This window comes from Patulibacter ginsengiterrae, assembly GCF_056269115.1.
Map to the genome: position 1 here is coordinate 104,545 of NZ_JBWDOG010000012.1, position 24,085 is coordinate 128,629.

A 24,085-nucleotide genomic window follows, 5' to 3' on the forward strand; every position below is an offset into this window, starting at 1 on the left:
GGCCCGCGGACGAGACGCCGGGCGCCGGTCCCTCCCACCGCGAGCACGAGGGCGTCGGCGGTCCCGACGTCCAGCGCGAGCGCCAGCGCGGCGCCGAGTACGCGGCCGGGCTCCAGAGCCCGCCCGACGAGCCGCTCCGCCGCAGCGACGATCGCACCGCGACCAGCGAGCCGCCGGCCGCCGGCGTGACCACCGCCGAGCGTCCCGGTCCGAGCACCGGCTACCGCGCCGGCGAGGACACGATCGACTTCTCCAACCAGCTGGGCACCGTCACCACGCGTGACGAGACCGAGCTGCTGACGATCAACATGGGGCCGCACCACCCGGCCACGCACGGGGTCCTGCGGCTGCTGACCACGCTCGAGGGCGAGGTCGTCCGCGACGTCAAGCCGATCATCGGCTACCTGCACACGGGCATCGAGAAGACGGCCGAGGACAAGGCCTACTGGAAGGTCATCCCCGTCGTCGAGCGGATGGACTACCTGGCGTACTACTTCAACGCCATGGCCTACTGCGGGTCGGTCGAGGACCTGCTCGAGGTCGAGGTCCCCAAGCGCGCCCAGTACCTGCGCGTCATCCACCTCGAGCTCAACCGGATCATGAGCCACCTCGTGTGGCTCGGGACGACGATGCTCGACCTCGGCGCGATGTCGATCCTCTGGTACGGCTTCCGCGAGCGCGACACGATCCTCGACCTCTTCGAGTACTCGTCGGGGCAGCGCGTGCACACGCGCTACTTCCAGATCGGCGGGGTCATCGAGGACATCCCGGCCGGCTGGGACGTCAAGCTGCGCCGCTTCCTGGAGGAGATGCCGCGGCGTCTCGACCAGTACGAGGCGATGCTGACGCGCAACGAGATCATCCTCCAGCGCCTGCGCCACGTCGGCGTGGCGAGCGCCGAGGAGCTCCAGGCCAAGGGCGTCACCGGTCCGCTGCTGCGGGCGGCGGGCGTGCCGTGGGACCTGCGCAAGGCGATGCCGTACTCGTCGTACGAGGACTTCGACTTCAAGATCCCCGTCGGCACCAACGGCGACAACTACGACCGCTACCTCGTCCGCATCGCCGAGATGCGCGAGTCGGTCAAGATCATCCAGCAGGCGATCGACGGGCTCCCCGAGGGACCGTTCATCACCGAGGACCGGAAGATCGCGCTGCCGCCGCGCCACGAGCTGGCGACCTCGATGGAGGCGCTGATCCACCACTTCAAGCTCGTCACCGAGGGCATGCGCGTCCCGGCCGGCGAGGCGTACTACGGGATCGAGGGCCCGCGCGGCGAGCTCGGCTGCTTCGTCCGCTCCGACGGTTCGAGCAAGCCCGCCCGCGTGCACATGCGCGACCCCTCGTTCGTCAACCTGCAGGCCCTGGGCGACATGGCGCGCGGCGAGTACGTCGCCGACCTGATCGCCACCCTCGCCTGTCTCGACCCGCTGCTCGGGGGTATCGACCGATGAGCATTCGCCGCGATCCGCTCGGTCCGCTCGAGCGCGACCAGCAACGTCGCCGTCCCGTCCGCGACCTCGTCCGGCGGCCGTTCGCCGCCCGTCCGGCGGTCCCCGAGGCGACCGACGACGCGACGCTCTTCGAGCACGAGGTCCATCGCTTCCCCAACGGTTCGCGCGCGCCCGGCTGGCGCGAGGCGACCGACCTGACGAAGGATCCGTCGAGCGTCCCCGACCCCGCCCAGGTGGCGGTTCCCGCCGAGCTGCGGGCGGAGATCGAGGACTTCATGTCCCGCTACCCGGACCCGAAGTCGGCGGCGATCCCGGCGCTCGCCGCGGCCCAGCGGGTGCACGGCTGGTGCTCGCCCGAGGCCGTCGAGCAGGTCGCCTGCGTGATGCAGCTGACGCCCGCCTACCTGACGGCGGTCGTCGGCTTCTACGACATGCTGGAGGCGAAGCCGGTCGGTCGGCAGACGGTCTATGTCTGTACCAACATCTCCTGCTCGCTCCGCGGCGGCGACGAGCTGCTCGCGGCGCTGAAGGACGAGCTGGGCGACGACGCGGACGTCAACATCCGCGGCTTCGAGTGCCTCGGTGCCTGCGACATCGCGCCGATGTGCTCGGTCAACGGCACCTACGTCGGCCCGGTCGCCGACGACGAGATCCCGACGCTCGCCGGCCAGATCCGCGACGGTGGCGACCCGCTGCCGGACAAGCAGCTGGTCCGTCGTCGCGTCGCCGACGCGACGGCCAACACCGACGACGTCGTGCGCGCGTCGATCGAGACGGGAACCATCGGGCCGGTCGAGGCCGTCCCGACCCACCGGGAGTCGGCTCCCGGCCACCCCGGACGGACGGGAGGGTCCGCGGCATGACCAGCAAGCTCCTCTTCGAGAACATCGACGAGCCCGGCCTCGACACACTCGAGGTCTACCGTCGTCGCGGCGGGTACCAGATGGCCGAGCAGGCGCTGGCGATGGCCCGCGACTCGATCATCGCGTCGCTCAAGGACTCCGGCCTGCGCGGCCGTGGTGGGGCAGGCTTCCCGACCGGCCTCAAGGCTTCCTTCATCCCCCAGGGGAAGATGGACAAGTACCTCGTCTGCAACGCGGACGAGTCGGAGCCGGGCACCTTCAAGGATCGCGAGCTGATCCAGAAGAACCCGCACTCGCTGATCGAGGGCATGATCATCGCCGCGTACGCGGTCGGCGCCAACAAGGCGTTCATCTTCATCCGCGGCGAGTACGTCCAGCAGGCCGAGATCCTCGAGGCCGCGATCGCCGAGGCCAAGCAGGCCGGGCTGATCGGGCCGAACGTGATGGGTCGCGGCGTCGAGCTGGACATGTGGGTCCACCGCGGTGCGGGCGCCTACATCTGCGGTGAGGAGACCGGGCTGCTCGACGCGCTCGAGGGCCGCCGGGGCAACCCGCGCCTGAAGCCGCCGTTCCCGGCCAACCAGGGCCTCTACCAGGGGCCGACGCTGATCAACAACGTCGAGACCCTGACCGCGATCTCGTACATCATGCGGGTCGGGCCCGAGGCCTACTTCAAGATGGGTGTCGAGAAGTCCTCCGGCACCAAGCTGATCTCCGTCTCCGGCAACGTCAAGCGGCCGGGCAACTACGAGATCGAGCTCGGCATGACCGGGCGCGACATCATCTACGGCCTGGCCGGGGGGATCGAGGACGACCGCGAGGTCCTGCTCTGGTTCCCGGGCGGCAGCTCGTCGCCGGTCCTGACCAAGGACGACCTCGACGTCCCCTACGACTACGACTCGCTTGCGGGCGCCGGCACGATGCTCGGCTCCGGCGCGATCATCGTCGTCGACGACTCGAACTCGGTCGTCGACGTCGCGGTCAAGACCGCCAGCTTCTACAAGCACGAGAGCTGCGGCAAGTGCACGCCGTGCCGTGAGGGCACGAGCTGGACGACGAAGATGCTCAAGCGGATCCAGGCGGGCGAGGCCACGCCGATGGATCTCGACGTCATCAACTCGGTCTGCGAGCAGATCATGGGCAACTGCCTGTGCGTGCTGGGCGACGCGATGGCGATGCCGGTCGCGTCGATGGTCACCAAGTTCCGTCCCCACTTCGAGGACCACATCGAGCGGGCGCGGATCGCGACCGAGGCTCGACTGCTGGCCGAGCTCGACGCGACGGAACCCGTTCTGGAGGGAATCGGCGCATCGGCGTCGCACCACTAATGCCCCGCCCCGAACTCGAACAGATCAACTTCACCGTCGACGGCCGCGAGATCGAGGCCCCGGCGGGCATGATGCTCGCCGACGCGGCCAAGTTCGGCGACGTCGACATCCCGGTCTTCTGCTACGAGCCGAAGCTCGGGCAGCCGGTCGGCGCCTGCCGGATGTGCCTCGTCGAGGTCGAGGGCATCCCGAAGCTCCAGACCGCGTGCTCGACGCCGGTCCGCGACGGCATGGTCGTCAACACCGAGAGCGACCGCGTCAAGGCCGCGCAGGAGTCGGTCGTGGAGTTCCTGCTCCTCAACCATCCGCTCGACTGCCCCGTCTGCGACAAGGGCGGCGAGTGCCCGCTCCAGGACATCTCGTTCGGCTGGGGCCGCGGCGAGACCCGCTTCGTGGAGCCCAAGCGGCACTTCCAGAAGCCGGTCGAGCTGAGCCCGCTGGTCGCGATCGACCGCGAGCGCTGCATCCTCTGCTACCGCTGCGTGCGGTTCTCGCAGGAGGTCACCGAGGACTACCAGCTGATCCTCAACGAGCGTGGCGCCGACACCTTCGTCGGGACCTTCGACGGCCACCCGTACGTCGCCCCGTTCAGCGGCAACATCATCGAGCTCTGCCCGGTCGGCGCGCTGACCAGCCAGGCGTACCGCTTCCGCGCGCGTCCGTGGGACATCGAGCAGTCCGGCTCGGTCTGCAACCTCTGCCCCGGGCAGTGCAACGTCAGCTACACCGTGCGCGACGACCGCGTCGTGCGCGTGCTCAGCCGCCAGAACGACGCCGTCGACGACGGCTGGCTCTGCGACCGCGGGCGCTTCGCCTACCAGTCCAACTACGTCGACGCGCGCGTCACGCAGCCGCTGCTGCGCGACGGCGACGAGCTCGTCCCCGTCAGCTGGGATCGCGCGCTGGCCGAGGCCGCGCGGGTCCTCGGGAACGCCTCCGGCAAGGTCGGCGCGCTCGCCGGCGGGGCCACCTCCAACGAGGAGGGCTGGCTGCTGCGGCGCCTGATGACCGAGGTCCTCGACAGCCGCGACCTCGACAGCCGCCAGGCCGGCATGCTCTCGCCCGGGATCCAGGCCGCGCTCGACGCGCCCGAGGCCCAGGCGACGGTCACCGACCTCGAGTGGGCGCACGCCGTGCTCGTGCTCGACACCGAGCCGATCGACGACATGCCGGTGCTCGACCTGCGCCTGCGCAAGGGCGTCCGGCGCAACGGCGTCCGGCTCGCCGTCGCCACCAGCCGTCCGTCGAGCCTCGACTCCAACGCCGAGATCTCGGTCCGGTTCGCGCCGGGCGCGGGGGAGGCGTTCGTCTGCGCGCTCGACGCCGCGATCGGCGGCGTCGGCGACGTCGGTGGTCTCAGCCGCGCGGCCGGGGCCGATCAGCAGCAGGTCGAGGCCCTCGGCCGCTTGCTGCGCGAGGCCGGCGAGGACGTCGTCGTCGTGTGGGGTGAGCGCCTCACGCACGGCCAGCCGTCCCCGACCGACGCAGCGGGCACCGGCGACAACGCCGCCCGCGCGCTGCTGAAGGCCTCCGGGCGCCTCGGGCTGCTCGACGGCCGCGTCGGCGCGGGCCTGCTGCAGGTGCCGGCCGGGGCCAACGGCCGTGGTCTGCGCGAGATCGGCGTGCTGCCGAACGTCGGCCCCGGCTTCAGCGAGCCGGCGCGGGTCGGGCGCAGCAGCCGTGAGATCGCCCACGCGGCGATCGCCGGCGAGCTGACCACGCTCCACCTCGTCCACACCGACCCGGTCAGCAGCTTCGCCGACCGTGGTCTCTGGGAGCAGGCGCTGCGGCGTGCCGGGGCGGTCGTCGCCCACGCGTCGTTCCTGACCGAGGGCGTTCGCGACCACGCGACCGTCGTCTTCCCCGCCGAGGCCGGCGCCGAGAAGGAGGGCACCATCACGCATCCCGACGGTCGCCTCCAGCGGCTCCGCCCGGCGGTCGGCCGTCCGGCCGACACCCAGCCGACCTGGCAGGTGCTGGCGCAGCTGATCTCCGCCCTCGGCGGCCGCTCGACGGCGCTGACCTCGATGATGGTCACCTCCGAGCTGGCCGAGGCGGTCCCGTTCTACGCCGGGATCACCCACGACGAGATCGGTGGCTTCGGCGTCCGTTGGCAGGAGCGCGAGGCCGCGGCCTCGTTCCCGGCCGGGGACAGCGGCCCGTTCTCGCTCGAGGCCCCGCTCGCGGCGGCGTCGCCCAACGGCGCCCTGCGCCTGGGCAGCTTCCGGTCCGTCTGGGCCTCGCCCGAGGTCGTCAACGCTCCGGCGCTGAAGTTCCTCGCGCCGAAGCAGCGCGCCGAGCTGAACCCCGAGGACGCGCAGGAGCGGGGCATCCGCCACGGCCAGCGCGTGCGGGTCCAGGCCGGCGGCGACGGGACCACGGTCGAGGCGATCGCGCACCTGCGCGCCGCCGCGCCGCGGGGCAGCGTCTTCCTGGAGACGGGGCTCGGATCGCAGAGCGCGTCCGCGCTCACCGATCCGGACGCCCCCGGAGCATCGTTGGTCACCGTCGAGCTGGTGGGCGCATGAACTTGGTGAGTGGTCTGGTGGCGCCGGTCGCCACCATCGACTTCTACGAGCCCTGGTGGGTCCAGCTCCTGAAGACCCTGATCATCTTCGTGATCGGCTTCTCGCTGGTCCCGGTCGCGCTGCTCTACGAGCGCAAGATGCTCGGTCGCTTCCAGCAGCGGCCAGGCCCGAACCGCGTCGGCCCGTTCGGCACCCTCCAGCCGATGGCGGACATCGGCAAGCTGCTCTTCAAGGAGCAGTTCAAGCCGCGCGGGGCGATCGGCTGGCTGTTCATCCTCTCGCCGCTGATCTCGATGGTCGCGGCGCTGACGGTCTTCATGCTGATCCCGTTCAGTGGCGAGCCGCAGGACATCCTCGGCACGAAGGTCGGGCTCTACGGCCTCGACTCCGACATCGCCCTGCTGCTGTTCTTCGCCTTCAGCGCGGTCGGCTCCTACGGGATCCTGCTCGGCGGTTGGTCGTCGGCGTCGAAGTACTCGTTCCTCGGCGCGATGCGCGGGGCCGCCCAGCTGATCTCGTACGAGGCCGCGCAGGGCCTGGCCCTGCTCGGCGTCGTGATGAGCGCCGGCAGCCTCTCGCTGTCGGAGATCGTCGACCACCAGGGATCGCAGGGGATGTGGTTCGTGATCCCGCAGATCGTGGGCGCGTTCATCTTCTTCGTCGCGACCCTGGCCGAGATCAACCGGACCCCGTTCGACCTGCTCGAGGCCGACTCGGAGCTGGTCGCCGGCTTCATGACCGAGTACGGCGGCGGACGCTTCGCCCTGTACTACGTCGCGGAGTACGTGCACCTGATCATCGCCGGTGCGATGTTCTCGACGCTGTTCCTCGGCGGCTGGCTGCTGCCGTTCGGGATCGACGCACCCGGTTGGGTCGACCCGTTCGTGGTCCTCGCCAAGACCGTCGTCATCGTCACCATCATCATCTGGATCCGCGCCACGCTCCCGCGTCTGCGCTACGACCAGCTCATGTCCTTCGGCTGGAAGATCCTCCTGCCGCTCGCGACGCTCAACGCCCTCATCACCGCAATCGTCCTCGTGGCGTTCTAAGTCGGACCACGGAGCACCCTCATGCCCTGGAATCCCGGAAGCGACATCGTCGAAGTGCAGCGCGGCCCCGAGCCCGGCGGGCTCGGTGGCGCGTACCGCGTCTTCGGCGAGACCCTGCGCGGCCTGAAGACGACGTTCGGTCGCGTGGTCGAAGGCACGAAGACCGTCCAGTACCCGGAGGAGAAGACCCCGGTCTACCCCCGGTTCCGCGGGCGTCACCGCCTGCACAAGTTCGAGGACACCGGTCTCGAGAAGTGCGTCGGCTGCTCGCTCTGCGCCGCCGCCTGCCCGGCCGACTGCATCCGCGTCGTCGCCGCCGAGAACACGCCCGACAACCGGGTCTCCGGCGGTGAGCGGTACGCGGCGGTCTACGAGATCAACATGAGCCGCTGCATCTTCTGCGGCTACTGCGAGATCGCCTGCCCGTTCGACGCGATCACGATGGGCCACGACTTCGAGCTGGCGGACTACAACCGCTCGGACCTGATCTTCACCAAGGAGATGCTGCTCCAGGAGCCGCCGGTCCGGACGCCGTTGCGGGCGGAGGGCGAGTAGTCGATGAGCGAGCTTCTCTTCTTCGTCGCCGGGATCCTGGCGATCGTCGCCGCGCTCGGCGTGGTCGTCCTACGCAGCCCGTTCTACGCGGTGCTGGCGCTGGTCGTCCACCTGCTGTCGCTGGCGGTCCTGTTCCTGCTGCTCTACGCCCAGTTCGTGGCGGTGGTGCAGGTGATGGTCTACGTCGGCGCCGTGATGGTGCTGTACGTCTTCGTCAACGCCTACGTGGGCGGCACGACCGACCCGCAGGGCGGGCCCGCGCCCAAGCTCAAGTGGTTCGCGTACGCGATCGGCCTGACGCTGGCGCTGACGGTCGGGATCGCCGTGCTCGGCACCGGTCTGCAGGGGCTCGACTCGGACGGGGCCAAGATCGGCTCCGACTTCGGGTCGCCCGCCGCGATCGGCGAGCTGCTGCTGACCCGCTTCCTGCTGCCGTTCGAGGCCGCCTCGTTCCTGCTGCTGGTCGCCGCCGTCGGTGCGGTCGTGCTGGCCCGCCGCCGCGGTGGCGTGCTGCCCGGCGAGGAGCGGATGGTCTCCGCGCTCGACCTGCTGGCCCCGGAGGGGACCGGCTCGATGCGCGAGGGCGTCGGCGCGATCAACCCGGTCCTGGGCGCGCACCGCGTCCGGACCACCCCGTCGACCGGAGCCGGCGCGCCTTCCAGTCGCGAGGACTCCGAGGAGGACGACCGATGAGTACCGGCTGGTTCGTGGCGGTCTCCGCCATCATCTTCGCGATCGGCGCGGGCGGCGTGATCACCCGTCGCAACCCGCTGCTGGTCCTCGTCAGCCTCGAGCTGATGCTCAACGCGGGCAACCTCGCGATCATCGCCTTCGCCCGCATGCACGGCGCGACCGAGGGCCACGTCTTCGCGCTCGTCGTGATGGTCGTCGCCGCGGCCGAGGTCACGGTCGGCCTCGGGATCGTCGTCGCCCTGTACCGCAACCGCGTCGCCGTCGACGTCGATGAGCTCCGGGAGCTTCACGGATGAGTCCCACCGCTGCCGGCTGGGTCGTCCTGGCCCTGCCCCTCTTCGGCGCCGTCCTGCTCGGCCTCGGCTTCCGCCTCTGGCGCGGAGTCACGGCCGGGATCATCGGCACCGCCTCCGTCGGTCTCGCGTTCGTCTTCTCGGTCGTCGCGCTGATCAGCACCCTCGGCCGTCACGGGGAGGGGACCCGCCAGATCTCCTCGTCGCTCTACGACTACGCCTCGGTCGGCGGGGTCGACGTCAAGCTCCAGATCCTGGTCGATCCGCTCTCGCTGATCATGCTGCTGATGGTGACCGGCGTCTCGACGCTGATCCACCTGTACTCGCTGGCCTACATGCGCGGCGACGCCGGGTACACGCGGTTCTTCGCGTACCTGAACTTCTTCGTCTTCTCGATGCTGCTGCTGGTCCTGGCCGGCAACTTCGTGATCCTGATCATCGGCTGGGGCCTGGTCGGCGCGGCCAGCTACATGCTGATCAGCTTCTGGTACCGGCGGACGTCGGCGACCACGGCCGGCCTCAAGGCGTTCGTGATCAACGTCGTCGGCGACATCGGGCTCGTGCTCGGCGTGATCCTGCTGCTCCGGCACACGGGCACCGTCGACTTCCTCGAGACCTTCCACGTCGCCAAGGACGTCTTCCCCAAGGGCGACACCTCGCTGACGGTCGCGCTGCTGCTGATCATGGTCGGCGCCTTCGCCAAGTCGGCGCAGCTGCCGCTCCACACCTGGCTGCCGGACGCGATGGAGGGCCCGACCCCGGTCTCCTCGCTGATCCACGCGGCGACGATGGTCACGGCCGGCGTCTACCTGATCGCCCGCCTGCACCCGCTGATGCAGCTGTCGCCGACGGCGATGGCGGTCGGCGCGATCATCGGCCTGCTGACGTTGCTGGTGGCCGGCACGATCGGGCTGGTCCAGACCGACCTCAAGCGCGTGATCGCGTACTCGACGATGTCCCAGATCGGCTACATGATCATGGGCGTCTCGGCCGGGGCCTACGTGGCGGGCATGTTCCACCTCGTGACCCACGCCTTCTTCAAGGCGCTGCTGTTCATGGCCGCCGGTTCGGTGATCGCCGCGATGGGCGGCGAGCAGTCGCTCGACAAGATGCGCGGCTTCAAGAAGGCGATGCCGTTCACCTACGTCGCGTTCGTGGTCGGCGGTCTCGCGCTCGCCGGGGTCCCGCCGTTCTCCGGCTTCTTCTCCAAGGACGAGATCCTGGCCAGCGTCGCCGACCAGGGCGGCTGGCACTGGATCCTCTGGGCGGGTGGCTACATCGGCGCCTTCCTGACCGCCGTCTACACCTGGCGGATGATCTTCCGGGCCTTCTGGGGCCAGCCGTGCGACGAGGCCAAGGAGCTCGAGGGCGGTCACCTGCACCACCCGGCCGAGCACCGCAACCCCGCGACCGGCGAGGTCGAGGACACCGGCGTCGGCTTCCCCGGCCCTGAGCACCACATCGCCGAGCGCGCTCCCGCGATGCGGATCGCGATGGGCACGCTGGCGCTGCTGGCGATCTTCGGCGGGCTGCTCGGCATCCCGCACGTCGTGATGCCGCTCGAGCACTTCCTCGAGCCGGTCTTCGCCGACGCGGCCCCGCAGCACGTGGCCGGCAGCGGGATCACGATCCTCGGGCTGGTGCTCGGCAGCGTCGTCGGCGTGGCCGGGATCTACGCCGCCTACCTGATCTGGGCGCGCCCGGTCGTGCCCGCCGGTGAGGTGTCGTCGCCGATCGCGCGGCGCTTCCAGGAGCGGTTCTCCGCGCTCCACCGCCTGTTCCTGAACAAGTGGTACTTCGACGAGCTGATCGACTTCCTGATCGTGCGGCCGAGCAAGACGCTCGGGCGCGCGGCACAGGACGGGTTCGAGCGGCTGATCGTCGGCGGGGCGATCGTCGGCGGCACGACGGGGGCCGTCCGCGGCGCCTCGGCACTGGTCCGACGACTCCAGTCCGGCTATCTCCGGTCCTACTCGGCGGTCATGTTGAGTGGCCTCGCCGTCCTGATCATCTACGTCCTGATCCAGAGCTAGGCTGATGTACCACCTGTCGATACTGCTCTGGATCCCCCTGGCCTTCGGCCTCGTCGGGCTGTTGGCCCCGGCGCGCGTCGCTCGCTGGGTCGGGGTCGCCGGCGCGCTGCTCGCGCTGGCCCTCTCGGTCGTCTACGTGCTCGACTTCGACGCCTCCGGCGCCGCGCTCCAGCACGTCACCAACGCCGACTGGATCGGCGCCCTCGGCGTCCGCTACGAGCTGGCGCTGACCGGGCTCAACGTCTGGCTCGTGCTGCTGACCACCGTCGGCTTCGCGTTCACGGCGATCTGGACGGCGGTCACCAAGCTCGGGACCAACGAGCGCGCCGGCCAGCTGTTCTTCCACCTGGGCGTCGCCCAGACCGCGGTCATCGGAGCGCTGCTCGCGCAGGACCTGATCCTGTTCGTGGCCTTCTTCGACCTGATGCTGATCCCGTTCTTCTTCCTGACGGCGCAGTTCGGGAACGGCGACAAGATCCCGGCCGTCATCAAGATGGTCGTCTACACCCTCGTCGGCTCGCTGCTGATGCTGGTGGCGGCGATCGCCGTCGGCGTGCTGGCCACGCCGAGCGGTGAGTCGGTCAGCTTCTCGATCCAGGAGATCGCCGCCCGTGGCGTGCCCGAGGGCAGCCAGGGCTGGATCTTCGCCTGCTTCGCCGCGGCCTTCCTGGTCAAGATGCCGGCCTTCCCGATCCACGGCTGGATGGCCGACGGCTACAAGGCGATGCCGCTGCCGATCCTCGCCGTCTTCAGCGGCGTGCTCAGCAAGGTCGCCGCCTACGGCTTCCTCCAGATCGCGCTGCCGCTGCTGCCGCACGGCGTCGCCGACCTGCGCTGGGTCGTGCTGATCGTGGCCGTGATCTCGATCCTCTACGCCTCGTCGATCGCGCTGACGACGACCAACGCCCGGCTCGTGCTCGGGTACTCGTCGATCGCCCAGCTCGGCTTCATCACCCTCGGCATCTTCAGCCTCCGGACCGACGGTGCCAGCGGCGCGCTGCTGCAGTCGGTCAACCACGGGGTCGCCGTCTTCGGCGCCTTCCTCGCGGTCGCGATCCTGGCCAACCGGGCCGGTGGCTCGGAGGACCTCCGCGACATGGGCGGGTTCGCCACGCGCGCCCCGATCTTCGCGATCTTCTTCGTGATCATCACCTACGCGGTCCTGGCGATGCCGGGCACCGCCAACTTCGTCGGTGAGTTCCTGATCCTGCGCGGAACCTGGGAGGGCTCGTCGGTCGCACTCGCGGTCGTCGCCTCGCTGGGCATCGCGCTGGCGGCGGTCTACGCGCTGCGGCTCTTCATCCGCTCGACGCACAACCGCGTCGGCCCGCAGGTCGAGTCGCGCGAGCCGCGCCGCGCCGAGCTGGCCCTGCTGGCGGTGCCGGTGCTGCTGATCGTGGCGCTCGCCGTCCACCCGCAGCAGACGATCCACGCCGCCGACCGCGCCACCCTGCGCTCGGTGATGCCGGCGGCGCTCGTCGTCGACCAGGACGCCGCGCTGAAGATGGCGGCCGAGACGATCGGCAAGCGCCCCGGTGCGGCCGAGCAGCAGCCCGGCGCGCCGGCAGGTGACGTCGCGATCGATCCGACCACCGGCCAGCCGGTCACGCCCGACGGGGCCTCCGCCCCGTCCGACCCCGCGAGCGGGCAGACCGTCGAGGTCGATCCCGCGACGGGCCAGCCCGTCGACCCCTCCGCCCAGACCCAGGGAGCCGGCCGATGAGCGCCTTGGCCGCCGTGAAGGCCCCACACATCGACTGGGCCGGCCTGTCGCCGGTCCTGGCCCTGTTCGTCGGCGCGGTCGTCGTGCTGATGGTCGGCCTGCTCCGCGCCCGGGTGGCGCGCGAGACGGTCGTCCCGGTCCTGAGCATCATCGCCTTCGCGGCCGCGATCGGCCTCTCGATCTGGCAGTGGGACGAGCAGGGGAGCCTGATGTCGGGCGCCCTCGCGCTCGACCCGCTGGCGCTGTTCGGCACGATCGGCGTCGCCGCTTCCGGCGTCGCCGCCGTGCTGCTGTCGGTCAAGGCGACCGCCCCGCGTGAGGCCGCCCACGGCGAGTACCACGCGATGCTGCTCGTCGCGGCCGCCGGGATGGCGATCTTCGCGGGCGCCCAGAACCTGATCACCACCTTCCTCGGGCTCGAGCTGCTCTCGATCCCGCTGTACGTCCTCGCCGCCACCGAGCTCTACCGTCGGCGGTCGCTCGAGGCGGGCATGAAGTACCTGATCGTCGGCTCGGTCGGCTCGGCGACGCTGCTCTACGGCTTCGCGCTGATCTTCGGCGCGACCGGGGTCACGGACTACGCCGCGATCGCCGAGGCGATCAGCGCCAAGGACCTCTCGGGCGACCCGCTGCTGCTCGGCGGCGTCGCGATGGTGATCGTCGGCATGGCCTTCAAGGCCTCGGTCGCCCCGTTCCACCAGTGGACGCCGGACGTCTACGAAGGCGCGCCGACGCCGGTCACCGCCTTCATGGCGACCGCCACGAAGGTCGCGATCATGATCGCGTTCATCCGGCTGTTCGACGTCGCCCTGATCGGCACGGCGGACGTCTGGGGCCCGGCGCTGGCGGCGCTGGCGGCGATCGCGATGATCGTCGGCAACGTCGGCGCGCTCGGCCAGACCTCGATGAAGCGCCTGCTGGCGTTCTCGTCGGTCGCCCAGGCCGGCTACATGCTGGTCGGCATCGTCGTCGGCACCCAGCTCGGCGCCCAGGCGACGGTCTTCTACGTGCTCGCCTACATCGTGATGACGGCGGCCGCCTTCGCGGTCGTCGACGCCGCCGAGCGCGAGACCGGCAACGACGGCAGCGGTGGCCTCGTCGGCCTCGGCCGCCGGCGGCCGCTTCACGCGGTTGCGCTGACGCTGGCGATGCTCGGTCTCGCGGGCGTGCCCGCGACGATCGGCTTCGTGGCCAAGCTGCGGATCGTGCAGGCCGGCGTCGACGGCGGCTACACCTGGCTGACGATCGTGCTGGTCGTCGGCTCGATGATCTCGTTCGTCTACTACCTGCGGGTCGTGGCGCGGGTCTGGGCCGAGGAGCCCGGCGTGGCGGTCGACGAGCCGGTCGACACGTCCGACGTGCCCGAGGCGCTGGCCGGCCGTGCGCCCCAGGCGACCGAGACGGCGCGTCTGCCGGCGACGATCGTCGCGGTCGTGGCGGGCGCCGCGATCGTGGTCCTCGGCGTGGTGCCGGGGCCGCTGATGGACGCCGTCGAGGCGATCAACCGGGCGCTGCCGCACCTGTTCTAGCGGGAGCGGCGGGGTGCCGGCCGTTGGTGGCCGGCACCGCGTCGGGTTCAGTCCTGGTCGGAGGGCCGGCCGAAGACGTAGTCGGTGATCCGCGTGGTGTCGCGGATCCCACGCTCGCTGCGCAGGTGCCGGGCGATCTCGCCCCGGCTGCTGCCGGAGGCGGCCATCGAGAGCGCGACCAGTCGCGCAGTCTCGAGCGCGGCCTCGCTGTCGGGCGCGACCTCGGCCGGGGACGGCGGCTCGGTCACGCGCTGGGGGTCCGTGGCGGCCCGTTCGGCCATGTGGGCGGGGTGCGCCCGCCTCCGCGCGCGAATCGGGCCCCGGAGGGCTCCAGGGTGGGTCGCGGGCGGCGGCGCGAGCGGGGCCGCCTGACGTGCGGCAGGGATGCTCTCCGGCCGCGCCCGTGCGTCGGGCTCGGCGGCGGCGAGCATCCGCTCGATCGTGCGCCGCTGGGCGTCGATCTGGGCCGCGGCTGCGGTGATCGCGTCGCTCAGCTGACGGAGTCGCTCGAGCTCGGCGCGGACATCCGGCACGGGGGCCGGTTCGGGGTGGATGTCGTCGGTCGTCGTGACAGGTCGGTCAGGGTCGGTCATGAGTCGTTCCGTACGTGGAGGTGGAAGACACGAAGCCGGGGGAGCGTTTCGGTCGTGGTTGTGGGTTCATCGGTGGGTACGGGGCCGGGATCTGCCGCCCCGGTCACGTGCCGTCACCTGGTAGTCGGGCCGGAGCCGGGTTCTCCCCCCTCGAAGACGAACGTCTTCGTCCACGCCCGTCCGCGCCGCGACGGGGGAGAGGGGGGAACGGAGCCCGTCCGGCGGGACGGGCTCCGTTGTGTGCGCGAGGGCGGAGCCGGTGTGTGGCCGGGGGAGCAGGCGGTGCGCTCCGGGCGACCGCGCCGACGCGATCGGCGTCCGCGCCGACCGGCCGGACCGGTACGGTGCCCTGTCCGTGCAGTACCCCGTCGACGACCTGACCACCGCCGAACTGGCCCGCCTGGCGCCACACGTCACGCACCCCACGAGGCCCGTGTTCGGGCTCGTGAACCTGCCCGAGACGGTCAAGGGCGCCCTCTTCGCCCGCTACAGCCGCTACCCCGGCACGATCCGACGCCTGTTCCTCGACGAGTTCGCCGAGTCGCTCGACGCCGGGCGCGACGCCCCGGCCTGGGACGGCAGCGAGGGGGCGCGGGCGGCGGACCTCTACGACCGGATCTTCCTCGGCTTCGGTGACGACTCGATCGCCCAGCTCGGCGGGATCCACGTCGCCGCCGAGTGGTGCTCGAACGTCCTCACGAAGATCCTCCAGCGGCCGCGGATCGGGGCCTACCTCGAGCAGTCGACGCGCTACATCGCGTACGACAAGCCGATCACCGGGGCCGACGGCGTCAGCGGCTACCGCTACTACCGCGACCCGGCGCTCGGGCCCGGCTACCAGGAGGCGATGGACGAGCTGTTCCGGATCTACGCCGACCTGCTGCCGCGGGTCACCGCCTGGTGCGCGGAGCGCTACCCGGCCCCCGAGGGCACGCCGCCCGCCGCGCACGACCGCGCGATCCGGGCGAAGGCGCTGGACCTGCTGCGCGGGCTGCTGCCGGCGTCGACCCTCAGCCACGTCGGGATCTACGCCTCCGGCCAGACCTACGAGCAGCTGATCCTGCACCTGCTGGCGCATCCGCTGCCCGAGGCCCGGCAGTACGGCCGCTGGATCCTCGACGCGGTCCAGGCGGTCACGCCGAGCTTCGTCAGCCGGGTCGAGCGGCCCGACCGCGGCGGCCGCTGGATCGAGTACCTCCAGGAGCGCGAGCAGGCCGCCGACCGCTGGGCCGCCCGGCTCGGCCTCGATCAGGCCACGGCGGGTGCGCGCGCGGCCGAGGAGGCCCACTCGGCGGTCCGGCTGGTCCACGTCGACGGCGACGAGGACGACCTGCTGGCCGGGCTCCTGTTCGAGGCCACCGCGGTCGGCGAGGGCGAGGCACGACGGGCCGTCGCCGGGCTCTCGACGGCCGACCGGGGTGCGCTGCTCGCGGACCTCGTCGGCCTGCGCGAGAACCGCCGTCACCGTCCGGGCCGCGGCCTCGAGCGGCTCCGGTACCGGTTCGAGATCACCAGCGACTACGGCGCCTTCCGCGATCTCCAGCGTCACCGGATGCTGACGATCCAGTGGCAGACGCTGACACCGGAGCTCGGCGCCGAGGTCCCGGACGAGGTCGAGCAGGCCGGGGGCGGGGACGACTACCGGCGGGCGCTCGAGCGGTCGGCGCAGGCGTGGTCGGTGCTCAACGACGCCGGCCGTCCGAAGGAGGCCGCCTACGCGGTCTGCCTCGGCTACCGGATCCGCTACTCGATGGACCTCAACGCGCGGGCGGCGATGCAGCTGATCGAGCTGCGCTCCGGCCGCGAGGGGCACCCCTCGTACCGCGCCGTCGCCCACGAGATGCACCGCCTGATCGGCGAGGTCCACCCGACGGTCGCGGCGGCGATGCGCCACGTCGACACCACCGCCGAGCCGCGGCTGGAGCGGATCCTCAGCGAGATGCGGACCGAGCGGCGCAGCGGCGGGCAGTAGCCGCCGCTCAGGCGGTCGCGGCGCGCGTCGAGCGGACCCACTCGAGCGTCCGCGCCAGGCCGTCGACGAGCGGGGTCTCCGGCCGGAAGCCCAGCTCGCGCGCGGCCCGCTCGCCGGAGAGGCAGGAGCGGTCGATCTCGCCCGCCCGGGCCGGGGCCAGCTGCGGCGCGGGCCAGGCGCCGGCACCGATCGAGCGGGCGGCCTCGGCGACGGCGTCGACCAGCTCGAGCACGCTCGTCTCGACGCCGGTCCCGACGTTGACGACGCCGGTCAGCTCGCCGCCGGCCGCGGCGAGCTGGGCGCGCACGACGTCGCCGACGAAGACGAAGTCGCGGGTCTGGGTGCCGTCGCCGTAGATCGTCGGGACGCTCCCGGCGAGTGCGCTGTCGCAGAAGAGCGCGACGACGCCGGCCTCGCCGAGCGGGTCCTGCCGCGGGCCGTAGACGTTGGCGAGCCGGACCGTCGCGGTCGAGAGCCCGTGCAGTCGCGAGAACCAGGCGCAGTACTGCTCGGCGCAGAGCTTGCTGGTGCCGTACGCCGCCATTGGCCGCTCGGGCGCGCCCTCGCTGGTCGGGATCTCGTCGGCGTGGCCGTAGATCGCGCCGCCGGTCGAGGTGTTGATCACCCGCCGGACGCCGTGACGGTGGGCGGTCTCGAGCACGTTGACGGTCCCGGCCACGTTGACCAGCGCGTCGTGGGCCGGATCCTCGACCGAGCGCCGCACGTCGATCTGGGCGGCGAGGTGGAAGACGCGCTCCGGTCGGGCCGCGGCGAACGCGGCGTCGAGGGCGCCGGGCTCGCGGATGTCGGCCTCGATCAGCTCGGCGCCGCGCGCGATCGCTCCCTCGAGCGAGCGGGCGTTGCCCGTGCTGAGGTCGTCGAGCACCGTCACCTGGTCTCCCGCGTCGACCAGCGCGTCGACGAGGTTGGAGCCGATGAAGCCGGCTCCACCGGTGACCAGCGTGTGGCGAGGACCGTCGGTGGTCATGGCGCAGACCCTACTGGCCGTGTGCGGGCGCTCTGGGTGAGAATCTCGGGTCGCGTTGCTCCGCCGGCCGGAGCCCCACGGCACGGGGACGCTGTATCTGGCGACCCCCGGACGGGGCCTCGGAGCACCGGTGGCGCGCGGCTCCGGAACGACCGCCGCGGTCCCGTCTCCCAACGCGGCGCGCAACTTCTGAGCGCCTGACGGGCGGAACGAGACGGTCTCGTGGGTTGGATCTTTGACAAAGTTCCGGGCATGAGCACCGTTCCGGGAGTCGACCTCGACGCCGTTCTACGTTCCGTCGAGGACCGCAATCCCGGCGAGTTCGAGTTCCACCAGGCGGTCCACGAGGTGATCGCGCCGCTGGGGCCCGTCCTCGAGTCGCATCCGCAGTACGCGAAGGCGCGGATCCTCGAGCGGCTCGTCGAGCCCGAGCGCCAGGTGATCTTCCGGGTGCCGTGGGTCGATGACGCGGGCGAGATCCACGTCCAGCGCGCGATGCGGGTCCAGTTCAACTCGACGCTGGGGCCGTACAAGGGCGGGATGCGGTTCCACCACGGGCTCGCGCTCGGGACGGTCAAGTTCCTCGGCTTCGAGCAGATCTTCAAGAACGCCCTCACCGGGCAGGGCATCGGCGGCGGCAAGGGCGGGTCGGACTTCGACCCCAAGGGCCGCAGCGACGCCGAGGTGATGCGCTTCTGCCAGTCGCTGATGACCGAGCTGTACCGGCACATCGGGCCGGACATCGACATCCCGGCGGGCGACCAGGGCGTCGGTGGCCGTGAGATCGGCTACATGTACGGCCAGTACAAGCGGATCGTCGGGGCCTCCGAGGCCGGCACCCTGACCGGCAAGGGGATCGGCTGGGGCGGCGCGCAGGTCCGGACCGAGGCGACGGGCTACGGCCTCGTCTACTTCGTGCGGGAGATGCTCGCGACCCGCGACGAGCAGCTCGACGGCAAGACGGTCGTCGTCTCCGGCGCCGGCAACGTCTCGCTGTACGCGATCGAGCAGGCCATGCGACTCGGGGCGACGGCCGTCGCCTGCTCCGACTCCTCGGGCACGCTGCACGATCCGGACGGCCTCGACCTCGAGCTGCTGAAGACGATCAAGTTCGAGGAGCGCGGCTCGCTCGCCGACTACCCGGCCCGTCGCGGCGGCGAGGCGAAGCTGCACGAGGGCGTCACCCCCTGGAGCATCCCCTGCGACATCGCGCTGCCGTGCGCGACGCAGAACGAGCTCGACCAGGAGGACGCCCAGGCGCTCGTCGCCAACGGGGTCAAGGTCGTCGCCGAGGGCGCGAACATGCCCTGCACCGACGAGGCCGTCGCGGTCCTCCAGGCGCACCCGGAGATCGACTACGCGCCGGGCAAGGCCGCCAACGCCGGCGGCGTCGCCGTCAGCGCCTTCGAGATGCAGCAGAACGCCGCGCGGCTGCGGTGGACGTTCGCCGACTCGGACGAGCGCCTGCGCGCGACGATGCACCACATCCACCAGGTCTGCCGCACGACCGCCGCCGAGCACGGCCACGAGGCCGACTACGTCGCCGGGGCGAACATCGCCGGCTTCCTGCGCGTCGCCGACGCGATGCTGGCTCAGGGCGTGGTCTGAGCCCCGGAGCGCGGTGGCGGCCCGGACCTGGTCCGGGCCGTCAGCGCAGGCGCGGCAGGAACCGGCCGGTCTCGCGCGCCCACTCCCAGTAGGCGGTCCCGTGGAGCTCCCGTAGCCGGGGCTCCTCGACCCGCATCGCCTGGACCATCGCGCCGACGGTCAGCAGGACCACGCCGGCGAGCCCGGCCGGGGTCGGGTCGATCAGGGTCACCCCGATCGCGATCGCGATCATCCCGCTGTAGATCGGGTGCCGGACCCGGGCGAACGGCCCGCTCGTGATCAGCGGCAGCGCTTCCTCGTCGTCCTGGCCGACCCGCCACGCCTCGCGCATCGTGACCTGGGCCCAGAACGCCCACGCGGTCCCGCCGACGAGCGCCAGCACGCCGACGGTGTGGACGAGCCCGGGGTCGGCCGGGGTCCACGCCCAGTCGACGCCGAGCAGGTGCAGGAGCGGACCGAGCCCGGTCAGGGCGGTGCCCGCGGCCAGCAGGCCGGCGGCGGTCCGCGGCGCTCCCGCTGGCGCCCGGCGCAGCACGATCCCGCTGGTGCCCGTCCAGCGCCGCTGCAACCAGACCCGGACCGGCAGCAGCAGCACCAGCGCGACGACGGCGCCGATCAGGGAGACCGCGGGCACGACTAGATGGTCGATTCCGCGGAGTCGTGGAGGGGGGAGACGGTCATCTCGCTACGTGCCCGACGCCCAGCGGTCCTGGAGCGCGTCGACCACGCCCGGGTCCGCGAGCGTCGTCGTGTCGCCGAGGTCGCGGCCTTCGGCGATGTCGCGCAGCAGCCGCCGCATGATCTTGCCGGAGCGGGTCTTGGGCAGGTCCTGGGTGAAGACGATCCGCTTGGGTCGCGCGAGCTTGCCGATCCGGTCGGCGATGTGGGCGTTGATCTCGGCGGTGATCGTCGCGCCCGCGAGGGTGTCGCCTTGCAAGGTGACGTAGGCGACGATCGCCTGGCCGGTGAGGTCGTCGGCCTTGGCGACGACGGCGGACTCGGCGACGTGGGGGTGGGCGACGATCGCGGACTCGACCTCGGCGGTCGAGAGGCGGTGGCCGGAGACGTTGATCACGTCGTCGACGCGGCCGATCACCCAGATGTAGCCGTCCTTGTCGATCCGGGCGGAGTCGCCGACGAAGTAGGGGGCGTCGGTGCCATTGGCCTCGCCGATCGCGCGGAACCGCTCCCAGTAGGTCGACCGGTAGCGGTCGGGGTCCTGGTAGAGGGTCCGCAGCATCGACGGCCACGGGCGCGGGATCGCCAGCAGCCCTTCGCCCTCGGTGACCTGCTGGCCGGTCTCGGCGTCGAGCACCTGGACCTCGTAGCCGGGCAGCGGGGTGCCGGCCGATCCGGGCTTGGCGTCGTCCAGCCCCGGCAGGGTCGTGATCACGATCGCGCCGGTCTCGGTCTGCCACCAGGTGTCGACCACCGGGCAGCGCTCGCCGCCGATCACGTGCCAGTACCAGAGCCAGGCCTTCGGGTTGATCGGCTCGCCGACGGAGCCGATCAGCTTCAGCGAGGACAGGTCGTGCGGGGCGACGTGCTCGACGCCCCACTTCATGCAGGCGCGGATCGCGGTCGGCGCGGTGTAGAACTTCGTCACCTTCCGCCGCTCGACCAGCTCCCACCAGATCCCCTTGTGCGGGTAGTCCGGGGCGCCCTCGTACATCACCGAGGTCGTGCCGTTGGCGAGCGGCCCGTAGACGATGTAGCTGTGGCCGGTGATCCAGCCGACGTCGGCGGAGCAGAAGTAGACGTCGTCGTCCTTCAGGTCGAAGACCTGGCGGTGGGTCGTCGAGACGCCGGTCAGGTAGCCGCCGGTGGTGTGCTGGATCCCCTTGGGCTTCGCCGTCGAGCCCGACGAGTAGAGGATGAAGAGCGGCGCCTCGGCGTCCATCGGCTCCGGGGCGGCGGGCGCCGCGGCGGCGACGACCTCGTCGAACCAGACGTCGCGGCCGGCGGTCATCTCGACCTCGATGCCGGTGTTGCGCACGACGACGATCTTCTCGAGCGAGTCGAGGTGGGCCATCGTGCGGTCGACCTCGGGCTTGACCGCGGCGGTCTTGCCCTTGCGGCGGGCGCCGTCGGCCGTGACCAGGACCTTGGCACCGGAGACCGCCATCCGCTCGGCGACCGAGCCGGCCGAGAACCCGCCGAAGACGACGTTGTGGACGGCACCGATCCGGGTGCAGGCGAGCATCGCGACGACGACCTCGGGGATCATCGGGAGGTAGATCCCGACGACGTCGCCCGGGCGGACGCCGAGCGCCTTCAGCGCCCCGGCGAACCTCGCGGTCTGGTCGAGCAGCTCGGCGTAGCTGAGGTCGCGGGTCTCGCCCTGCTCACCGTGCCAGTGGTAGGCGATCTTGTCGCCGCGGCCGGCCTCGACGTGACGGTCGAGGCAGTTGTCGGAGATGTTGATCCGGCCGCCGGTGAACCAGCGGTAGAACGGCGCCTCGGCGTCGTCGAGGGCGGTGGTCCAGGGGGTCGACCAGCGCAGCTTGCGGGCCTGGTCCTCCCAGTAGCCGACGGGATCGGCGGCGGCGGTCGCCCGCAGTTGCGGGTCGCTGATCTCGGTCTGCCCGGCGAAGGCCGTCGGTGGGGTGAAGCGCTCCTGCCCCAACAGCTCGCTGAGGCGATCCTCGACTGAGTCCTCGGTCAAGGTACGGGCGCGTTCGGTGGTCATCTGGGGGTCATTCCTCCGTCGAGCTCGGGCTCCCGGGACCGGCCCCGGGGCGCACCCAACGAACCTACACCGGCACGCCCAGAGGTGATGCGTGTCACAGGGGCTACCCGCCGATCGGCGGGCCGACCTCGCTCAGCCGTGGTGGCCGCCACCGGGCGACCGACGGACGAAGACCGGCCCGTAGCGGTTGCCGACGGCACGGAGGACGAAGGCCTCTCGGGTGTAGGAGTACCGCAGGGCCGGCCGGAGCACGGTGAGGGTGACGGGATTGAGCGGCCGACGGCGCCGCGGGGTGGTACGCATGCCGCGTCCTTGAGTCCTGGGGGGATCTCTACGGTCGTATGGATGGAACGATAGTGGTAGTCGTTGCCTGCCTCGACGTCTCGGGTCGGGAGTGGACGGAGGTTCGGTTGGAGGACCCGTCCGTTCGTGGGCCGAGCGGGTCGGACGCACGGAAACCACGAATCCGGCGGCGACGGTTTCCGGTGGGCGCGGAACGGTGAGGAACGTCCGTTGGGGTGCGGCACGGCGCCGCCTCGCGTGCGCGATACTGGGGTGGTGCATCTGTACCGCTCCCCCGACGTCACCCGTCGACTCGGGGACCCGACGACCGGGCGCCGCGGGCGGCTCACGCTGCTGCTGGTCGCCGGCGTCGCGGGGGCCGTCGCGCTCCCATCGACCGCGTCGGCGGCGGGGCGCGCGAACGCCTGCGCGTCGGCGATCAACGCGTCGCTGTGGTCGAGCGACCCGACCGCGCTCTCGATCGCGCCACGGGTGGTCGTGCGGGCCCGCAGCGGACGCCGGCTCAGCCGCGTGCGCGTCGAGCTGCTGCGGGACGGCCGGCGGGTCGGCCTCGGGAGCCGGGCCAAGCGGGTCGCGGCCGGCGGAAGCCCGGTCGCGCTGCGACTCGTCCGCGGTCTGCGGGCGGGCGGCTACCAGCTGCGGACGCGGGCGACCGTCGCCGGCTGCGGGACGACGGTCCGCACCACCGGCGTACGTCTGCGGGCCCCGTCGCTGCCCGTCCGGGCGGTCAGCCGGAGCACGGCGATCGGGACCGATCCGCGGGTCGTCCGGGTGCTGCTGCGGCCGCTCGGCGACCGGCGCAGCCAGGCGGTCCGGGTCCGGATCCTCGACGACGCCGGCCGCGTGCGGGCGAGCGCCACGGTCCGCGGGACCCTGACCGCGACGACGGAGGTCGAGCTGCGCGCGGCGCAGCCGCTGACGGCGGGCCGCTACCGGATCGAGGTCTCCGGGCGGTCCTCCGGGATCCCCGGCCGCGCGCGGGTCGTCGAGCCGCTGGTGCTGCGCGCCGCGGCCTCCGCGAGCGTCGGTACGACGCTGGCCGCGCCCTCGCGCCAGCGCGCGGTCCTCGACTGGTCCGCCGGGCGCTCGTCGGGCCGTGACGCGGTCGGCGTGGTCCTGCCCGGGATCGGCCACGGCGAAGTCGTCTGCCGCCCCGACACCCAGTGGCTGCGGGTCTTCCCCGGCGATGCCCGCCGCGAGCTCTCGATGATGACCTGGACCTACAAGGACTGGGCCACGAACACCGGCAAGGCCCTCCGCGAGGCCCTCCACACCACCGGCACCGGCCCCGACTTCAGCGAGCGGTTCGCCGAGTTCATCCCGTCCGAGAAGCGCTCGACCGGCGAGTTCGTGGCGCTGCTCAGCGACCGCGGCACGATCGGCCAGGCCGGCGGCGAGGCCGTCGCCCCGCCGATCTCGCTCCACGTCACCTGGGTCTGGGACTTCGAACGCAGCGGCGCCGAGAGCTGCCACGCGACGGTCGAGGTCGTCGCCGAGACGGCCGAGGCGAGCGGGGCCCCCGTGCGTTCGGCCCAGGTCCTCTGGCGCGGCGACGCCGCGGCGCCCGGTCGCGACGCGGCGGCCGTCGACGTCCCGGGCGTTGGCCGCCTGGCGATCGTCTGCCAGGCCGGTCCGACGGGGCAGCGGACGGTCACGCTTGACGCCGCGGCGGGGGCGAGGATCATCACCCGTCAGGCGACCGAGGACAGCTCGTTGACGCAGAACGCCGGGCCGGTCGTGACCCAGCTGCCCGGCAACGGGCAGCTGGAGCTGCAGGTCCCGGGCGGGGGACGGGTCCTGATCGCCTCGCGCTGGAAGGTCAACGACCCGGATCCGGCGCTGAACAGCTGCGCCGTCTCCGCCCAGGCGATCGCGCCCTAGGAGCCC

Annotated in this window: 19 protein-coding genes; 14 read left to right on the top strand and 5 right to left on the bottom strand. The window is 71.8% G+C overall.

The genetic code is table 11. From position 1 onward, the window contains the following. The first annotated feature begins 185 nt into the window (after positions 1-185). Genes nuoD through ACVUH9_RS15945 form a run of 11 tightly spaced genes read left to right on the top strand, consistent with a single transcriptional unit; the run spans position 186 to position 14,045 of the window. Entirely contained in the window at positions 186-1,451 is a 1,266-nt protein-coding gene (gene nuoD / locus ACVUH9_RS15895) for an NADH dehydrogenase (quinone) subunit D (protein ID WP_475758663.1), read from the top strand. Further along, positions 1,448-2,314, top strand: coding sequence for an NADH-quinone oxidoreductase subunit NuoE family protein (locus ACVUH9_RS15900; RefSeq protein WP_475758606.1), 867 nt, complete (start codon positions 1,448-1,450; stop codon positions 2,312-2,314). The genes nuoD and ACVUH9_RS15900 overlap by 4 nt, the downstream gene beginning before the upstream one ends. Beyond that, on the top strand, positions 2,311-3,642 hold the full coding sequence (gene nuoF / locus ACVUH9_RS15905; RefSeq protein ID WP_475758608.1) for an NADH-quinone oxidoreductase subunit NuoF: 1,332 nt from the start codon (positions 2,311-2,313) through the stop codon (positions 3,640-3,642). The genes ACVUH9_RS15900 and nuoF overlap by 4 nt, the downstream gene beginning before the upstream one ends. Further along, a complete protein-coding gene (nuoG, locus tag ACVUH9_RS15910) occupies positions 3,642-6,170 on the top strand; it encodes an NADH-quinone oxidoreductase subunit NuoG (protein WP_475758610.1) in 2,529 nt (842 codons plus the stop codon). The genes nuoF and nuoG overlap by 1 nt, the downstream gene beginning before the upstream one ends. Beyond that, the gene (nuoH, locus tag ACVUH9_RS15915) at positions 6,167-7,219 is read left to right on the top strand and encodes an NADH-quinone oxidoreductase subunit NuoH (protein WP_475758612.1); all 1,053 of its coding nucleotides are present in this window, start codon (positions 6,167-6,169) and stop codon (positions 7,217-7,219) included. The genes nuoG and nuoH overlap by 4 nt, the downstream gene beginning before the upstream one ends. 21 nt (positions 7,220-7,240) lie before the next feature. Then, positions 7,241-7,774: an NADH-quinone oxidoreductase subunit NuoI gene (gene nuoI / locus ACVUH9_RS15920; protein ID WP_475758614.1), complete on the top strand. Its 534-nt coding sequence runs from the start codon at positions 7,241-7,243 to the stop codon at positions 7,772-7,774. A 3-nt stretch (positions 7,775-7,777) separates the two neighbouring features. Next, positions 7,778-8,467 carry an NADH-quinone oxidoreductase subunit J family protein gene (locus tag ACVUH9_RS15925; protein ID WP_475758616.1) on the top strand — a complete coding sequence of 230 codons (690 nt, stop codon included), beginning with the start codon at positions 7,778-7,780 and terminating at the stop codon, positions 8,465-8,467. Then, positions 8,464-8,763, top strand: coding sequence for an NADH-quinone oxidoreductase subunit NuoK (gene nuoK / locus ACVUH9_RS15930; RefSeq protein ID WP_475758618.1), 300 nt, complete (start codon positions 8,464-8,466; stop codon positions 8,761-8,763). The genes ACVUH9_RS15925 and nuoK overlap by 4 nt, the downstream gene beginning before the upstream one ends. Next, positions 8,760-10,793: an NADH-quinone oxidoreductase subunit L gene (gene nuoL / locus ACVUH9_RS15935; protein ID WP_475758620.1), complete on the top strand. Its 2,034-nt coding sequence runs from the start codon at positions 8,760-8,762 to the stop codon at positions 10,791-10,793. The genes nuoK and nuoL overlap by 4 nt, the downstream gene beginning before the upstream one ends. Before the next feature lie 4 nt (positions 10,794-10,797). Continuing rightward, on the top strand, positions 10,798-12,516 hold the full coding sequence (locus ACVUH9_RS15940) for a complex I subunit 4 family protein (protein ID WP_475758622.1): 1,719 nt from the start codon (positions 10,798-10,800) through the stop codon (positions 12,514-12,516). Continuing rightward, positions 12,513-14,045: an NADH-quinone oxidoreductase subunit N gene (locus ACVUH9_RS15945; RefSeq protein ID WP_475758624.1), complete on the top strand. Its 1,533-nt coding sequence runs from the start codon at positions 12,513-12,515 to the stop codon at positions 14,043-14,045. Before ACVUH9_RS15940 ends, ACVUH9_RS15945 begins: the two co-directional genes overlap by 4 nt. A gap of 47 nt (positions 14,046-14,092) precedes the next feature. Here ACVUH9_RS15945 and ACVUH9_RS15950 read toward each other — a convergent pair whose 3' ends face one another. Next, the gene (locus ACVUH9_RS15950) at positions 14,093-14,638 is read right to left on the bottom strand and encodes a hypothetical protein (protein WP_475758625.1); all 546 of its coding nucleotides are present in this window, start codon (positions 14,636-14,638) and stop codon (positions 14,093-14,095) included. A 355-nt stretch (positions 14,639-14,993) separates the two neighbouring features. On the opposite strand from ACVUH9_RS15950, the gene ACVUH9_RS15955 reads away from it, so the two are divergent. Further along, positions 14,994-16,610 carry an FAD-dependent thymidylate synthase gene (locus ACVUH9_RS15955; RefSeq protein ID WP_475758627.1) on the top strand — a complete coding sequence of 539 codons (1,617 nt, stop codon included), beginning with the start codon at positions 14,994-14,996 and terminating at the stop codon, positions 16,608-16,610. A 7-nt stretch (positions 16,611-16,617) separates the two neighbouring features. Here ACVUH9_RS15955 and ACVUH9_RS15960 read toward each other — a convergent pair whose 3' ends face one another. Continuing rightward, entirely contained in the window at positions 16,618-17,598 is a 981-nt protein-coding gene (locus ACVUH9_RS15960; RefSeq protein ID WP_475758629.1) for an NAD-dependent epimerase/dehydratase family protein, read from the bottom strand. Between the two features lie 252 nt (positions 17,599-17,850). Between ACVUH9_RS15960 and gdhA the strand changes: the two genes are divergently transcribed. Beyond that, positions 17,851-19,206: an NADP-specific glutamate dehydrogenase gene (gene gdhA, locus ACVUH9_RS15965; protein ID WP_475758631.1), complete on the top strand. Its 1,356-nt coding sequence runs from the start codon at positions 17,851-17,853 to the stop codon at positions 19,204-19,206. A 40-nt stretch (positions 19,207-19,246) separates the two neighbouring features. Here the strand turns inward: gdhA and ACVUH9_RS15970 are convergent, their stop codons facing one another. From ACVUH9_RS15970 to ACVUH9_RS15980, 3 genes are all read right to left on the bottom strand, one after another. Then, entirely contained in the window at positions 19,247-19,840 is a 594-nt protein-coding gene (locus ACVUH9_RS15970) for a methyltransferase family protein (protein ID WP_475758633.1), read from the bottom strand. 51 nt (positions 19,841-19,891) lie between these two features. Next, the gene (gene acs / locus ACVUH9_RS15975) at positions 19,892-21,895 is read right to left on the bottom strand and encodes an acetate--CoA ligase (RefSeq protein ID WP_475758634.1); all 2,004 of its coding nucleotides are present in this window, start codon (positions 21,893-21,895) and stop codon (positions 19,892-19,894) included. Positions 21,896-22,027: 132 nt separating this feature from the next. Beyond that, positions 22,028-22,198 (bottom strand): hypothetical protein, encoded by a 171-nt coding sequence (locus tag ACVUH9_RS15980; RefSeq protein WP_475758636.1) that lies wholly within the window; start codon positions 22,196-22,198, stop codon positions 22,028-22,030. Positions 22,199-22,453: 255 nt separating this feature from the next. On the opposite strand from ACVUH9_RS15980, the gene ACVUH9_RS15985 reads away from it, so the two are divergent. Continuing rightward, on the top strand, positions 22,454-24,079 hold the full coding sequence (locus ACVUH9_RS15985) for a hypothetical protein (protein WP_475758638.1): 1,626 nt from the start codon (positions 22,454-22,456) through the stop codon (positions 24,077-24,079). The last annotated feature ends 6 nt before the right edge of the window (positions 24,080-24,085 follow it).

Excerpts from the sequence above, each read along its gene's own strand:
- nuoG (WP_475758610.1), top strand. The coding sequence starts at position 3,642 with ATGCCCCGCCCCGAACTCGAACAGATCAACTTCACCGTCGACGGCCGC.
- acs (WP_475758634.1), bottom strand. The coding sequence starts at position 21,895 with ATGACCACCGAACGCGCCCGTACCTTGACCGAGGACTCAGTCGAGGAT.
- ACVUH9_RS15900 (WP_475758606.1), top strand. The coding sequence starts at position 1,448 with ATGAGCATTCGCCGCGATCCGCTCGGTCCGCTCGAGCGCGACCAGCAA.
- ACVUH9_RS15960 (WP_475758629.1), bottom strand. The coding sequence starts at position 17,598 with ATGACCACCGACGGTCCTCGCCACACGCTGGTCACCGGTGGAGCCGGC.
- gdhA (WP_475758631.1), top strand. The coding sequence starts at position 17,851 with ATGAGCACCGTTCCGGGAGTCGACCTCGACGCCGTTCTACGTTCCGTC.
- ACVUH9_RS15940 (WP_475758622.1), top strand. The coding sequence starts at position 10,798 with ATGTACCACCTGTCGATACTGCTCTGGATCCCCCTGGCCTTCGGCCTC.
- ACVUH9_RS15950 (WP_475758625.1), bottom strand. The coding sequence starts at position 14,638 with ATGACCGACCCTGACCGACCTGTCACGACGACCGACGACATCCACCCC.
- nuoF (WP_475758608.1), top strand. The coding sequence starts at position 2,311 with ATGACCAGCAAGCTCCTCTTCGAGAACATCGACGAGCCCGGCCTCGAC.
- nuoK (WP_475758618.1), top strand. The coding sequence starts at position 8,464 with ATGAGTACCGGCTGGTTCGTGGCGGTCTCCGCCATCATCTTCGCGATC.
- ACVUH9_RS15925 (WP_475758616.1), top strand. The coding sequence starts at position 7,778 with ATGAGCGAGCTTCTCTTCTTCGTCGCCGGGATCCTGGCGATCGTCGCC.
- nuoL (WP_475758620.1), top strand. The coding sequence starts at position 8,760 with ATGAGTCCCACCGCTGCCGGCTGGGTCGTCCTGGCCCTGCCCCTCTTC.
- nuoI (WP_475758614.1), top strand. The coding sequence starts at position 7,241 with ATGCCCTGGAATCCCGGAAGCGACATCGTCGAAGTGCAGCGCGGCCCC.
- ACVUH9_RS15945 (WP_475758624.1), top strand. The coding sequence starts at position 12,513 with ATGAGCGCCTTGGCCGCCGTGAAGGCCCCACACATCGACTGGGCCGGC.
- ACVUH9_RS15980 (WP_475758636.1), bottom strand. The coding sequence starts at position 22,198 with ATGCGTACCACCCCGCGGCGCCGTCGGCCGCTCAATCCCGTCACCCTC.
- nuoH (WP_475758612.1), top strand. The coding sequence starts at position 6,167 with ATGAACTTGGTGAGTGGTCTGGTGGCGCCGGTCGCCACCATCGACTTC.